This is a genomic window from Streptomyces lincolnensis (assembly GCF_021173675.1).
Lineage (GTDB): Bacteria > Actinomycetota > Actinomycetes > Streptomycetales > Streptomycetaceae > Streptomyces > Streptomyces lincolnensis_B.
Genome location: NZ_JAIHON010000012.1, coordinates 115,000 through 129,514, shown reverse-complemented (window position 1 = coordinate 129,514; position 14,515 = coordinate 115,000). Strand labels below are relative to the sequence as shown.

Here is a 14,515-nt window from a genome sequence, read left to right as displayed (position 1 = left end):
GCGTAGGCCCGGCGTCCGGCGTAGGCCCGGCATAGGCCCGCCGTTCGGCAGGCCGGCGACACGACCCGCCCGCCTCACCCCCGAGCCGCCCCCAACTCCCCCCAGATCCCGTCCAGCGCGTCGACGAACCGGCGGACGTCGGCGGCGTCGTGCACGGCGGACGGGGCGACGCGGAGGATCTCCTCGCCCTTGGGCACGCTGGGCGCGTTGATGGCCTGGACGTAGGCGCCGTGCCGTTCCAGGAGCAGGGCGGACATCCGCTTGCACAGGCGGTCCTCCCCGACGAGGACGGAGACGATGTGGGTCTCGTCGGACAGGAAGGGGATGCCCCGCTCGCGCAACAGGGCGTGCGTCAGCGCGGCGTTGGCCGCAAGGCGGTCCCGCTCGCTCCGGGAGGCGCGCAGATGCCGTACGGCGGCCAGCGCGCCGGCCGCGACGGCGGGCGGCAACGCAGTGGTGAAGATGAACGAGCGGGCGAAGGCCCGCACCGCGTCCATCAGCACGGCGGGCCCGGTGACATAGCCGCCCGTCATGCCGAAGCCCTTGGCCAGGGTCCCCATGATCATGGTGAACTCGGAGTCGATGCCCTCCCGCGCCGCGATCCCGGCACCCTCCGGCCCGTACATGCCGACCGCGTGCACCTCGTCCAGGAACGTCACCGCCCCGTACCGCTTGGCGAGGTCGGCGATCTCCGCGAGTGGCGCGATGTCACCGCGCATCGAGTGCACGGATTCCGTCACGACGAGTTTCGGCCGCTGCGGATCGACCCCGGAGAGCAGTTCCTCCAGATGCGCGCAGTCGTTGTGCCGGTAGATGAACTTCTCGGCCCCGCTGTGCCGCAAACCGTCGATGATCGACGCGTGGTTCAACTGGTCCGAGAACACGGCACAGTCGTCGATCCGTCCGGCGAGCACCGAGAGCGCGCCCTCGTTGGCGGAATAACCGGAGGTGAACAGCACCGCGTCGGCCTTTCCGTGCAGCGCGGCGAGTTCCGCCTCCAGGGCGACGTGATAGCGGTTCGTCCCGCCGATGTTGCGTGAACCCCCGGAACCGGCACCGCATTCGTCGATCGCGTGCTTCATCGCGGCGAGGACGTCCGGGTGCTGCCCCATACCCAAGTAGTCGTTGCTGCACCAGATCGAGATCTCGCCATGGTGTGCGGTATCGGCTGCCGGGAAGCGCCCCGCGATGCGGCCGAGTTCCAGGAACTCCCTTTTCCGCTCGGCTGTTTCCTGCGCAAGGCGTGCGAAGAAATCCATGTACCCGGACATGACTCATGCTCGCTCTCTGTCGCTTTCCCTTCGGCGCGCCTCATCGTAGGATGCGCCGCGAGCCCTGCACAGTGCGCGTTTTCCCTTTCGATGTGATCGCACGAAGCGGAGTGTCGATGACCGAATGTGAAATATCCGTCGCCGCGATTCACGGCCCCTTTTCCGGCCGTACCGGAACCCGCGGAGCCCCCGGACGCGACCGATGAGGGGCGGCGCCACCCTCTCGCTGGTCTCCGTCCTCGCCGACACCGCGATCCGCAGCCCCGACCGCACGGCCCTGGTGTCCGGACCCGAGCGCATCTCCTACGGCGCCCTGTGGCTGGCCGCACGCCGCCGCGCGACGGTGCTGCGCGAGCGGGGCGTGGGCCCCGGCGACCGGGTCGCGCTGCTGCTGCCCAACACCCCGTCCTTCCCCATGGCGTACTTCGGCGTCCTCGCGCTCGGCGCGACCGTCGTCCCGGTGAACGCGCTGCTGAAGGCCGAGGAGATCACGTACATCCTCCGGCACTCGGGCGCCCGCCTCCTGCTGTGCGCGGGCTCGCTGCTGGGGGAGGGGGAGCCCGCGGCACGCCGCGCCGACGTGCCGCTGATGACGGTCGACGCGGAGGCCGGGGACACCGGGCGGCCGGGGCCCGACGCGCTCGACGCGCTCGCGGCCGACGCCGAGCCCCTCGGCACCCCGGTGTCCCGCGCCCCGGACGACATCGCGCTGATCCTCTACACCTCCGGTACCACCGGGCGCCCCAAGGGCGTCCTGCTCAGCCACCTCAACCTGGTCATGAACATCGACACGACGGCCCTGTCGCCCTTCGCGATGGAGGCCGACGACGTCCTGCTGGGCTGCCTGCCCCTGTTCCACACCTTCGGCCAGATCTGCGGCATGGGCACCTGCTTCCGCGTCGGCGCCACCCTCGTGCTGACCCCCCGCTTCACCCCGGACGAGGCTCTCGACCTGATGGTCCGTGAGTGCTGCACGGTCCTCATGGGCGTCCCGACCCTGTACCTCGGGCTGCTGGAGGCCGCGGCCCGGGACCCCCGCCGCCCGCCCCTGACCCGGGCCTACTCCGGCGGCTCGGCCCTGCCGGTGCCGGTGCTCCAGGACATCGAGGCCACCTTCGGCTGTCCGGTCTACGAGGGCTACGGCCTGACCGAGGCCTCCCCCTGCGTCGCCTACAACCAGCCCGCGTGGCCCCGGCGCCCTGGCACCGTGGGCCGTCCCGTCCGGGGCGTGGAGGCGGAGATCGCCAGGGCCGGCTCCGAGGACCGGATCGTCCTGCTCCCGCCGGGCGAGGTCGGGGAGATCGTGGTCCGCGGACACAACGTCATGACCGGCTACCTCGACGACCCCGAGGCCACCGCGGCCGTCCTGGTCGACGGCTGGCTGCGCACCGGCGACCTCGGTGTGAAGGACGCCGAGGGCTGTCTGACGATCGTCGACCGCAAGAAGGACATGATCGTGCGGGGCGGGTACAACGTGTACCCGCGCGAGGTGGAGGAGGTCCTCGCCCGCCACCGGTCCGTGGCCCGGGTCGCGGTCGTCGGCGTCCCGGACGCCCGTTACGGCCAGGAGGTGTGCGCGGTGGTCGTGCCCCGGCCGGGCGCCGCGCCGGACGCGGCCCTGGCCGAGGAGATCGTCGACTGGTCGCGCCGGAACATGGCCGCCTACAAGTACCCGCGCCGCGTGGAGTTCGCCGCCACGCTGCCCCTCGGCCCCAGCGGGAAGGTCCTCAAACGGGAACTCGCGGCCCTGCTGGGGCCGGGAACGGGCGGAAAATCCTGAGTGCGCGCTGTGGCCCTGCCTGTACGTTGAACGGACGCACACCCTGGATCACCAGGCGCGTTCCCTTCGGACGACCCTTCGAGGCCCCACCGTGTTCCTGACCATCACCACCACCGGCACCGCCGACCGACCCGCCACCGACCTCGGCTTCCTGCTGCACAAGCATCCCGAGAAGGCGCAGGCGTTCTCCACGTCCTACGGGACGGCGCACGTCCTCTACCCCGAGGCGGACGATCATCGGTGCACGGCGGCGCTGCTGCTGGAGGTCGACGCGGTGGCACTGGTCAGGCGCGGCAAGGGCAAGGGCCGCGGCGGCGCTCCCGACGCGGCGCTCGCGCAGTACGTCAACGACCGCCCGTACGCGGCCTCCTCGCTGCTCGCCGTGGCGCTGAGCGCCGTGTTCTCCAGCGCGATGCGGGGCGTGTGCGCCGCCCGGCCGGAACTGCCCGAGCAGGCACGGCCGCTGCGCGTGGAGGTACCCGCGCTGCCCGCCCGCGGCGGCCCGGAGCTCGTACGGCGTCTCTTCGAGCCGCTGGGCTGGGCGGTGACCGCCCAGCCCGTCGCCCTGGACGCGCGGTTCCCCGAATGGGGCGACTCGCGCTACGTCCGGCTCGAACTGGAGTCCGCACGGCTCACCGTCGCCGAGGCGCTGCGCCATCTGTACGTCCTGCTCCCGGTCCTCGACGACGCCAAGCACTACTGGGTGTCCTCCGACGAGGTCGACAAGCTGCTCAGGGCCGGTGAGGGCTGGCTGCCCGAGCACCCCGAGCAGAAGCTGATCACCAGCCGGTACCTCTCGCGCCGCTGGTCGCTGACCCGGCAGGCGATGGAGGCCCTGGAGCTGGTGCGGCTGGCCGAGGCCGACGACCGCGAGGTCGAGGAGATCGACAACGCGGTCGGGGCGGAGGCCGAGACCGAGGAGAAGCCGACGCCGCTCGCCGTGCAGCGCCGGGACGCGATCGTCGCCGCGCTCAAGGAGTCCGGCGCCGCCCGCGTCCTCGACCTTGGCTGCGGACAGGGCCAGTTGGTGCAGGCACTGCTCAAGGACCCGCGGTTCACCGAGATCGTCGGCACCGACGTGTCGATGCGCGCCCTCACCATCGCCTCCCGGCGGCTGAAGCTGGACCGCATGGGGGAGCGGCAGGCCTCGCGCGTGAAGCTCTTCCAGAGCTCGCTCGCCTACACCGACAACCGGCTCAAGGGGTACGACGCCGCCGTGCTCAGCGAGGTCGTCGAACACGTCGACCTGCCCCGGCTGCCCGCCCTGGAGTACGCGGTGTTCGGCGCCGCCCACCCCCGCACCGTGCTCGTGACCACCCCGAACGTCGAGTACAACGTCCGCTGGGAGACCCTCCCGGCCGGCCACGTCCGGCACGGCGACCACCGCTTCGAGTGGACCCGCGAGGAGTTCCGCGCCTGGGCGACCGCGGTGGCCGAACGGCACGGCTACACCGTGGAGTTCGTCCCCGTGGGCCCCGACGACCCGGAGGTGGGACCGCCCACCCAGATGGCCGTCTTCGAGTTGAGCACAGCCACCACCGAGAAGACCGAGAAGGCCGAGAAGGAGGCGAAGGCGGCATGACCGAGACTCAGCACAAGGGGCGCGTCCTGCCCGTCACCGACCTCTCCCTCGTCGTCCTCGTCGGCGCCTCCGGCTCCGGCAAGTCCACCTTCGCGCGACGGCACTTCAAGCCCACCGAGATCATCTCCTCCGACTTCTGCCGCGGCCTCGTCTCCGACGACGAGAACGACCAGAGCGCGACGAAGGACGCCTTCGACGTGCTCCACTACATCGCCGGCAAGCGCCTGGCCGCCGGCCGCCGTACCGTCGTGGACGCCACCAGCGTGCAGTCGGACTCCCGCCGGCAGCTGATCGACCTGGCCCGGCAGCACGACGTGCTGCCCATCGCCGTCGTGCTCGACGTGCCCGAGGAGGTGTGCGCCGAGCGCAACGCCACCCGCACCGACCGGGCCGACATGCCGCGCCGGGTCATCCAGCGCCACATCCGCGAACTCCGCCGCTCCGTCCGCCACCTGGAGCGCGAGGGCTTCCGCAAGGTGCACGTCCTGCGCGGAGTGGAGGACATCGACAACGCCACGATCGTCACCGAGAAGCGCTTCAACGACCTCGCCCACCTCACCGGCCCGTTCGACATCGTCGGCGACATCCACGGCTGCGCGAGCGAACTGGAAGCACTGCTGGGCAAGTTGGGCTACGTCGACGGCGTCCACCCGGAGGGCCGCACCGCCGTCTTCATCGGCGACCTCGTCGACCGCGGCCCCGACAGCCCGGGCGTACTGCGCCGCGTGATGTCGATGGTGAAGTCGGGCAACGCCCTGTGCGTGCCCGGCAACCACGAGAACAAGTACGGCCGTTACCTCAAGGGCCGCAAGGTCCAGCACACGCACGGTCTGGCCGAGACGATCGAGCAGATGGAAGGGGCCTCGGACGAATTCCTGGCCGAGGTCCGGGAGTTCATCGACGGACTCGTCAGCCACTACGTCCTTGACGGCGGCCGCCTGGTCGTCTGCCACGCAGGTCTGCCGGAGAAGTACCACGGCCGCACCTCCGGCCGGGTCCGCTCGCACGCCCTGTACGGCGACACCACCGGCGAGACCGACGAGTTCGGGCTGCCGGTGCGCTACCCGTGGGCCGAGGACTACCGCGGCCGGGCCGCCGTGGTCTACGGCCACACCCCGGTCCCGGAGGCCACCTGGCTCAACAACACCATCTGCCTGGACACCGGCGCCGTCTTCGGCGGCAAGCTGACCGCGCTGCGCTACCCGGAGCGGGAACTGGTCGACGTACCGGCGGAGCGGGTCTGGTACGAGCCGGTGAAGCCGCTGCGGTCCGAGGCCCCCGGCGGTCACGACGGACGGCCGCTCGACCTCGCCGACGTGCACGGCCGCCGGGTCGTGGAGACCCGCCACCAGGGCCGGATCGCGGTCCGCGAGGAGAACGCGGCGGCGGCCCTGGAGGTCATGAGCCGCTTCGCGGTCGACCCCCGGCTGCTGCCGTACCTGCCGCCGACCATGGCACCGACGGCGACCAGCCATGTGGAGGGCTACCTGGAGCACCCGGAGGAGGCCTTCAGGCAGTACCAGGAGGACGGCGTCGCCCGGGTCGTGTGCGAGGAGAAGCACATGGGCTCGCGGGCGGTCGCGCTGGTCTGCCGGGACGCGGAGACGGCCCGCGAGCGTTTCGGCGTGGACGGCCCGACCGGCTCGCTGTACACCCGCACCGGCCGCCCGTTCTTCGACGACGGCGCGGTGACGGAGGAGATCCTGGGCCGCCTCAGGACGGCGATCGACGAGGCCGGCCTGTGGTCCGAACTGGCCACGGACTGGCTCCTGCTGGACGCCGAGCTGATGCCGTGGTCGCTCAAGGCCGCCGGTCTGCTGCGCAGCCAGTACGCGGCCGTCGGCGCCGCCTCGGGCGCCGTCTTCCCCGGGACCCTGGCCGCCCTGGAGGGCGCGGCGGCGCGCGGCGTCGACGTCACGGACCTGCTGTCCCGCCAGCGCGAACGGGCCGACGCGGCCTCGGCGTTCACCGACGCCTACCGCCGCTACTGCTGGACCACGGACGGCCTGGACGGCGTCCGCCTGGCCCCCTTCCAGATCCTCGCCGTCCAGGGCCGCAACCTCGCCGGACTGCCCCACGACGAGCAACTGGCCCTGCTGGACCGGCTCGTGGAAAACGACTCCACCGGCCTGCTCCAGACCACCCGGCGCCTGTACGTCGACACCGCCGACCCGGACTCCGTGCGGGCCGGCGTCGACTGGTGGCTGGAGATGACCGGCCGCGGCGGCGAGGGCATGGTCGTCAAGCCGCTCGGTGCGGTCGTACGCAGCGACGCGGGGCGCCTGGTGCAGCCCGGCATCAAGTGCCGCGGCCGCGAGTACCTGCGGATCATCTACGGCCCGGAGTACACCCGCCCGGAGAACCTCACCCGCCTGCGCGGACGCTTCCTGAACCACAAGCGCTCGCTCGCGATCCGCGAGTACGCGCTCGGCCTGGAGGCGCTGGACCGGCTCGCCGAGGGCGAGCCGCTGTGGCGGGTGCACGAGGCGGTCTTCGGCGTCCTGGCGCTGGAGTCGGAGCCGGTCGACCCACGGCTCTGAAGCCGACCGCCCTCCGGCCGCCCGGAGGGCGCCCGAACGCTCTGGCGAACGCTTCCGGCCAGGGTTGTCCCGCAAGGGGCGATCCTGGCCGGACCTCGTGCTTCCGATCCCATTCGTCCCTGGTTAACCGCTGGTCGCCGTGCTAACTTCGCTGGTCGGTCAGGCAGATGTACCGGCTCAGGGGGAAAGTCGGTGTCGGTGGAGTCAGGTGCGGGGTTCGGCGAACCCGAGAAGGAACCCGGGCAGGGGCGCGGCCCGTCGCTTCTGTTGGAGCTGACCAATGCCCTGTGCGCGCTGGGCTGCATGGAGGACGGACAGGGACGGCTCCGCTTCGGCCTCGTCCTCGGTGATCTGCTGGGCCGTCAGATAGACCTCAGAGGTGTCCGCTTACGTGAGGACGTCAGCGTCCTGGTGCGCGCCGCGCTGAACAAGGCGGAGGGCGAACGCGTACTGGCCGACGTGGTCCGCATCCTCGAAGGAGAGCCGGCCGGCGACGAACTCGACCAGCTCCTCGACCGGTTACTGGCCCCGGCCCCGCCGGCGGCCCTGATCGGCCCGCTCTCCTACGACGACGAGACCAGCGCCCGTGCCGTACTGGCCAAGGGCGACCTCCCCGCGGCCACCCTGCGGGACGAACTCGTCGAGGAACTCAACGGCCTTGACCTGCCCACCGGCCTGTCCGCGGAACGGCTCTTCACCCACCTCCTCGACCGGAACGTGCAGGCGGACGGCCTGCCACCCGCCGTGCTCCTCCTCGACCGCGCCGCCCGGCTCGCCGCCGTGCCCGGACACCGCGCCGCGCTGGCCGGCTGGGTCGACGACTGGGCGCGGCGCGCGGACCTCGCCGAACCGCTGGAGACCCGCCGCACCGCACGCGCCGAGGCGGCCTACGACCCGGACATCCCGCGCTGTGTCATCGTCGCCGTCGAACCGGCCCGGGACGGCACCGACGACGTCGTCGTCCGCCCCTGGCTCAACACCGTGCCCGGCCACTGGCACCCGCTGCCCGGGGAACCGGCCATGACCACCCTGGAGGACCTCGGTCCGGCCGTGGAAGCGGCGCTGCGTCAGGGCGCCCGCCTCTGGACGGCCCCCGGCGCGCCCCAGCCGAGTGGACGCCGACAGCCGCCGATGTACATCGAGTTCGTCCTTCCGTACGAGCTCCTCAACCACGATGTGGCCGGTCTGACGTACCGGATCGGCGACGGGCAGCCGTTGCCGCTCAGCCTCAAGTACGGGGTGCACCTGCGCAGTCTGGAGCGGATGCGTGCGGACGACCCCCTCTGGCGGGAGCAGTGGCAGGAGCGCTGGCGCACCCTGCGGCAGCACGGCGTGTCCGTCCAGGAGTGGCCCGATCCGGACATCGACAGCGTCCTGATGTGGCATCGCAGGCTCGCCGGGGAAGCCATGCATACGGCGGTCGTGCTCGACGCGCCGACCGATGCCGTCGCGCAGGCGGCGCTCAAGGCCGCCATCGCGGAAGGGATAGGGCTCGCGGTCTGGGACCGCGCGGGCGTCTTCGTCGAGGCGGGCCGGCAGAAGATGAGCGCCGTGTTCGCCTCCGTACCGCTACCGACCCAGATCCCGACGGCCATCCACCGGCTGCGCAAGAAGGCCGAGAGCCAGAGCCAGGGGCCGGCCGAACTCGTCCTGCGGGACATCGGCTTCCTCTGGGACGACCCCACCCGGCCCGTCGACTTCCAGCCCACCGACCCCGGCGATCTCGCCACCGAGGAGGCACCGGCATGACCGCCCAGGAGCAGACGGCACCCGACGGCTGGCGTGTCTTCCACGGCACGGGCAGCGCCCCGGCCACCCCGCCGGACCTGCCCCAGCCGCCGCCCTGGCGCCGGTTCCGGGGCGGCCCCGCCCGGCCCGTGCCGTCCGCCGACGCCGAAGCCGCCGACCGCCGACTGGGCCCCGGGCACATCACCCCGCAGCTCGGCTCCGAGGAGATCGACGTCGTCAACGCGGCCCTGCTGCTGCGCCGCCCGCTGCTGATCACCGGCCCGCCCGGCGTCGGCAAGTCCACTCTGGCCTACCTGATCTCCCGGGAACTGGACCTGGGCCGGGTCCTGGAGTGGAACATCGTCAGCCGTACCGCGCTCCGGGACGGCCTGTACGCCCACGACGCCATGGGACGCGCCCAGGCCATCGCCGCCTGGCGGGCCGGCCTCGGACAGGCGTCCGCCCTGGAGCCCGCCGAGGCGGTCCCGGCCGAGGGCGTCAACACCGATCTTTCCCCAAGAGATCGTCAACTTCCGCCGGTGCTGGGCGACTTCATCACTCTGGGACCCTTGGGGACGGCTCTGCTGCCCTACGATCGACCCCGGGTGCTGCTCGTCGACGAGCTCGACAAGAGCGACATCGACCTGCCGAACGACCTGTTGCACGTCCTGGAGAACGGAAGCTATGAAGTCCCGGAACTGGTACGCGACGCCGCGGGCACCGCGCGCGTCCACACCAGCGACCCCGGCGAGCACGCCGAGGTCAGGGACGGGCGGGTCGAGTGCCGGGAGTTCCCGGTCGTGGTGATCACCAGCAACGGAGAACGCGAGTTCCCCGCGGCCTTCCGCCGGCGCTGCCTGCCCCTGGAGATGCGCACACCCACCAGGGAGCAACTTCTGGCCATGGTGGAAGGGCACCTGGGAGTCCGCCCGGAGGGCACCGAAGACCTGGTGGACGTGTTCGTCCAGCGCGTCCAGTCCGGCGGCACCCACTCCCTCGACCAGTTGCTCAATGCTGTCCAGATGACTACGGCGGGTGGTTTCCAGGCGGACGGTGACGGGCGTAAGCTCGTGGAAATGCTCCTGCGCGACCTCGCGAAGGGCCGCTGAATGAAGGGCTATCCCAGGGAGCACGCATCCGGGCCAGGCGACGGCTTCCCCGTTTCGGGGTCGTCGCCCCCTTCGGTGTTCCCCGAGTCCGTCGACCCGACGAACGAGCACGGAGCAGCGCTCCCCGGTGCCCAGGAGCAGTCCCCGCTCCGCTGGCAGGAGGTCGCCGACGCGGTCTGGCTCGCCGCCCACTGGGACCGCCACGGTGGTCCGGCCGGTGCGGCCCGGCCGCCGAGTCCGGGTCAGGATCCGCCGCCCGGGCCCCGGTCGGCCACGGCCCCGCGGGACTCCGAGGACGCCCACCGGCCGGACGCGTCCTCGTCCGACGACACCCCGCCCGCCGAAATCCCGAACACCCCCGACGCCGTAAGCCCCCGGTGGCCGGGCGTCACCGACGGACCCGGCCTCCGGCCGCCGACGGTCCCGGACCCCGCGGACCGGCCCTCCTCCCGGGGCACCACACCGGCGGACGGGTCCGACCTGTTACCCGACGCCCGAGGGACCGTCAGCCTGCGCCTGGGGCAGCCGCTGCTGCCCGCGGCCGAACCAGCGCAGCCCGGCCCCGCCCGCACCACCGCCCTCTTCGCGCGCGCCCTGCACCGGCTGGCCCGACGGGTCCCCTCCCGCGACATCCTGGAGCTGGACGAGGAGACCACCGCCGAGCAGGGGGTCGTGGACGGCATGTGGATGCCCTTCCTGCGGCCCGCCCGCTCCGCCGCCTTCGACCTCGTCCTGCTCATCGACGCCGCCCCCACCATGCGGATCTGGGAGGACACCGCCGCCCGGCTCGCCCGGGCCGCCGAACACAGCGGCGCCTTCCGGGGCGTACGGACCGTGAAGGTCGACGTGCCGCGCACCGGGGCCGCCACCCTGCGCCGGCCCACCGGACCGGCCGCCGCCGACCCCGCCGAACTCCTCGACGGCCGCGGTGACCGTGTCTTCCTCGTGGTCACCGACGGGCTCGCCCACGGCTGGGCCGCATCCGCCGCCGACGACCTGCTCGGTCGGCTCGCCCACGCCGGCCCCACCGCCCTCGTGCACTTGCTGCCGCCGCACCTGCGCCACCGCTCCTCCCTCTACCCGTACCAGGCGATCCTGGAGGCCGGCGGCTTCGGCGCCACCAACGACGCCCTCGGCCACTGGACCCCGGACCCGCTGCGGCCGCTGCCCGAGGGCGGCGACGGCGCGGTGCCCGTCCCCGTGCTGTCCCTGAAGCCCGGCTCCCTCGCCGCCTGGGCCGACCTCGTCACCGGCGAGCGCGGAGTGCGCCGCCCGCTGCCCGTCCTGCTGGCCGGCACCCTCACCAAGGGCGCCCCCGCGCCCGGACTGCGCGCCCCGCGCTTCCCGCACGCCGCCAAGGCCGCCGTACGCCGCTTCTTCACCCTCGCCACCCCCGCCGCCCGCCGCCTTGCCACCCAACTCGCCGCCGTGCCCTTCGAGTTCGAGCTGGTGGATCAGTTGCGCCGGCGCACCATGCCGGAGACCGGCCCCGACCACCTCGCCGAGATCCTGATGGGCGGGCTGATCGACTGGAACGGCGCCGGACAGGACCGCCCCGAGTTCGCCGACGGAGTCCGCGAGGAACTGCTCGCCACCACCACCCGCAGCCAACTCGCCCACACCATCCGGGTGGTGGGCGAGCTGCCGGCTGCCGGAGCACGCGGCGTCGCCCTGCGCGCCGCCCTCGGCGACCCGCTGGGCACCCGGCTGCCCGACCCGGAGGAGCGCGGCTGGGCGCGCACCGAACTGGCCGTGATGCACGCCCTGTCGGGGCCCTACTCCGAACGCGCGAAGCGCATGAAACGAACCGCCCCCGCGCGTGCGCCCGCTGCGGCCGAACGGGTGCCTGCCGGTTTGCCCCCGGGCGCAGCAGGCAGTGATCCAGCGTCGAACGTACCCGACGACTCTGGAGACCCCGTGCCCCTGGTAACCGACGCGACCGAACAACAGGCCCTGGAGGCTGAGCCGCTCATGCCGAGCACCACGACTGCAACGCCCGCCCTTCTGGTGAACGTTCCGCTGCGGAACACCTCGTTCGTCGGCCGGCGGGCGCTGCTGAGGGCCGTGGAGGAGCAACTGGGTGCCCAGGACACCGCGGCGGTGCTGCCGCACGCGCTGCACGGCCTGGGCGGCGTCGGAAAGTCCCAGCTGGCGCTGGAGTACATCTACACCCACCAGTACGACTACAAGGTGATCTGCTGGATCCCCGCCGAGCGGGAGAGCCTCATCCTGGCCGCCCTCGCCAGCCTCGCGGCCCAGCTGGGCGTCGCCCCCACCAGCCAGGACAGCATCGGCGCCCCCGCCGCCAACACGGCCGTGCCCGCCGTCCTGGACGCACTGCGCAGCGGAGCGCCGTACGACAACTGGCTGCTCGTCTTCGACAACGCCGAGGACGTCGAGGCGGTACGCAACTACTTCCCGACCAACGGCCCCGGCAAGGTCATCGTCACCTCTCGGAACCGGGCCTGGGAACGGGTCGCCACGCCGCTGCCGGTGAACGTCTTCGAGCGCGCGGAGTCCATCGAACTGCTCAAGAAGCGCTCTCCCGACCTGTCGCACGAGGACGCCGACCGGCTCGCCGAGGCGCTGGGCGACCTGCCGCTCGCGGTCGAGCAGGCCGGCGCCTGGCTCGGCGTCACCGGCATGCTCGTGGGGGAGTACCTCGACCTGCTCGCCGAGCGCAGCCCGGACATCCTGGAGATCGAGCGGTCCCCCGACTACCCGGTCTCCGTCGCGGCGGCCTGGGACATCTCGCTGGAGCGGATCCAGGAGAACAACCCGGGCGCCCGCCAGCTGCTGGACATCTGCGCCAGCATGGCCCCCGAGCCGATCCCGCGGTCCATGCTGCGCGGCAGCCGGGGCGTCAGCATCACGCCCGAGGTCGACCCGCTGCTGCGCGAGTCCATCAAGCTGAACCGTGCCGTCCGTGACCTCAGCCAGTTCTCCCTGGTCAAGGTGGACCCGAGGTCCGACACGCTCCAGATGCACCGCCTGCTGCAGACCGTGCTCCTGGCGAAGCTGAGCGCCGAGGAGCGGGAGAAGATGCGGGACGCGGCGCACCAGCTGCTGTCGGCCGCCAAGCCCGGCCCCTACGGCTCGTCGCTGGAATGGCGCGCCTACCAGGCCCTGCTGCCCCACATCCTCACCTCGCAGGCCGTCACCAGTACCGACACCTACGTACGCGAACTCGTCTACGACACCGCCTGGTTCCTCTACTACTGGGGCGACCACGAGGGCGCCGCGAACTTCGCCCGGCAGGCCTGGAACGCCTGGCTCGCCTCCTCCGGCGAGGAGAACATCCACGTCATCCGGATGGCGAAGATGTTCTCCTTCCTGCTGCGTCAGGTCGGTCAGATCTCCGAGTCGATCCCGCTCGTGGAGAACGCGCTGGAGGTCTCCCGGCGGATCGACGTCGACCCCGAGGACCTCGTCGACGCCCTGTGCGAGCTGGCCGACGGCCGCCGCTACCAGGGCCGGTTCGAAGAGGCCCGGGACCTCGGCCGGGAGGCCACCGAGCTGGCCCGCTCCCTGTTCGGCCCCGACGACCCCGCCACCCTGCGCGGCACCCACAGCTGGGGCGTCGACCTGCGACTGTGCGGACAGTTCCGGGAGGCACTGCCGCTGGACCAGGAGAACGCCCGCCAGCGCGAACTGCTGTTCGGTCCCGCCAGCTTCTTCACCCTCAACACCCTCAACGGCCTCGCCATCGACATGCGGGAGTCCGGCGACTACCCGGGCGCCCGCGACTACCAGGAGGACGCCTACCGCCGGGCCCGCAACGCGCTCGGCGAGGAGCACCCCCTCGCCCTGCGCATGGCCCGCAACCTCGGCGTGTGCCGGCGCCGGGACGGAGCGCTCGAAGAGGCCGCCAAGCTCGCCGAGGAGACCCTGCGGCGCTTCGTCTCCCGCTACGGCCCCGACCACTTCGACGCGCTGTCCACGGCCACCAACGTCTCCGTCGACCGGCGGCTGGCCGGGGACCTGGAAGGCTCCCGTGAGCTGGCCGAGGTGACCCTGCGCCGCTACGAGCAGCGGCTCGGCGAGGACCACGCGTACACCCTGCTGACCAAGGCCAACCTGGCCGCCACCCTGCGGGCGCTCAACGCCCTGGACGAGGCGCAGGAGCTGGAGGACGACGCGGCCGAGCGGCTGGGCCGCACGGTGGGCGAGCGGCACATCACCCGGCTCACCGTCGCCATCGGCCAGGCCAACACGGCCTACGCCCGCCTCGACTTCGACCGCGCGCACGAGATCGACGAGGCGAACCTGCCGCTGCTGGCCGAGGTGGCCGGCGCGGAGCACCCGCTGACCCTCTCCTGCACCGCCAACCTCGCCCTCGACCTGCGCGGACTCGGCCGCGGCACGGAGGCGGACGAGCTGCAGCGCCGGGCGGTGGAGGGCCTCAGCCGGGTGGTCAAGGCCGACCACCCGTGGCTCATCGCGGCCCGGCAGCGCCGTCGTATCGAATGCGACATGGCCCCGATGCCGCTGTAGCGGTCACGCGC

At 72.4% G+C, this 14,515-nt stretch carries 7 protein-coding genes; 6 read left to right on the top strand and 1 reads right to left on the bottom strand.

Going from position 1 to position 14,515, the window contains the following annotated elements; all coding sequences use genetic code 11:
• Positions 1 to 74 precede the first annotated feature (74 nt).
• Complete coding sequence (gene hemA / locus K4B79_RS33120; RefSeq protein ID WP_232031008.1) at positions 75 to 1,271, bottom strand: 5-aminolevulinate synthase; 1,197 nt, start codon at positions 1,269 to 1,271, stop codon at positions 75 to 77.
• Positions 1,272 to 1,473: 202 nt separating this feature from the next.
• On the opposite strand from hemA, the gene K4B79_RS33115 reads away from it, so the two are divergent.
• The 6 genes from K4B79_RS33115 to fxsT all read left to right on the top strand — a co-directional run bounded on the left by K4B79_RS33115 (position 1,474) and on the right by fxsT (position 14,504).
• Positions 1,474 to 3,051, top strand: coding sequence for a long-chain-fatty-acid--CoA ligase (locus K4B79_RS33115; protein ID WP_232031007.1), 1,578 nt, complete (start codon positions 1,474 to 1,476; stop codon positions 3,049 to 3,051).
• 91 nt (positions 3,052 to 3,142) lie between these two features.
• Positions 3,143 to 4,633 (top strand): 3' terminal RNA ribose 2'-O-methyltransferase Hen1, encoded by a 1,491-nt coding sequence (locus tag K4B79_RS33110; protein WP_232031006.1) that lies wholly within the window; start codon positions 3,143 to 3,145, stop codon positions 4,631 to 4,633.
• Positions 4,630 to 7,173, top strand: coding sequence for a polynucleotide kinase-phosphatase (locus tag K4B79_RS33105; RefSeq protein WP_232031005.1), 2,544 nt, complete (start codon positions 4,630 to 4,632; stop codon positions 7,171 to 7,173). Before K4B79_RS33110 ends, K4B79_RS33105 begins: the two co-directional genes overlap by 4 nt.
• Before the next feature lie 198 nt (positions 7,174 to 7,371).
• The gene (locus K4B79_RS33100) at positions 7,372 to 8,922 is read left to right on the top strand and encodes a VMAP-C domain-containing protein (RefSeq protein WP_232031004.1); all 1,551 of its coding nucleotides are present in this window, start codon (positions 7,372 to 7,374) and stop codon (positions 8,920 to 8,922) included.
• Complete coding sequence (locus tag K4B79_RS33095; protein WP_232031003.1) at positions 8,919 to 10,010, top strand: AAA family ATPase; 1,092 nt, start codon at positions 8,919 to 8,921, stop codon at positions 10,008 to 10,010. The genes K4B79_RS33100 and K4B79_RS33095 overlap by 4 nt, the downstream gene beginning before the upstream one ends.
• Positions 10,011 to 14,504: an FxSxx-COOH system tetratricopeptide repeat protein gene (gene fxsT / locus K4B79_RS33090; RefSeq protein WP_232031002.1), complete on the top strand. Its 4,494-nt coding sequence runs from the start codon at positions 10,011 to 10,013 to the stop codon at positions 14,502 to 14,504.
• Positions 14,505 to 14,515 lie beyond the last annotated feature (11 nt).

Excerpts from the sequence above, each read along its gene's own strand:
- hemA (WP_232031008.1), bottom strand. The coding sequence starts at position 1,271 with ATGTCCGGGTACATGGATTTCTTCGCACGCCTTGCGCAGGAAACAGCC.
- K4B79_RS33115 (WP_232031007.1), top strand. The coding sequence starts at position 1,474 with ATGAGGGGCGGCGCCACCCTCTCGCTGGTCTCCGTCCTCGCCGACACC.
- K4B79_RS33105 (WP_232031005.1), top strand. The coding sequence starts at position 4,630 with ATGACCGAGACTCAGCACAAGGGGCGCGTCCTGCCCGTCACCGACCTC.
- K4B79_RS33095 (WP_232031003.1), top strand. The coding sequence starts at position 8,919 with ATGACCGCCCAGGAGCAGACGGCACCCGACGGCTGGCGTGTCTTCCAC.
- fxsT (WP_232031002.1), top strand. The coding sequence starts at position 10,011 with ATGAAGGGCTATCCCAGGGAGCACGCATCCGGGCCAGGCGACGGCTTC.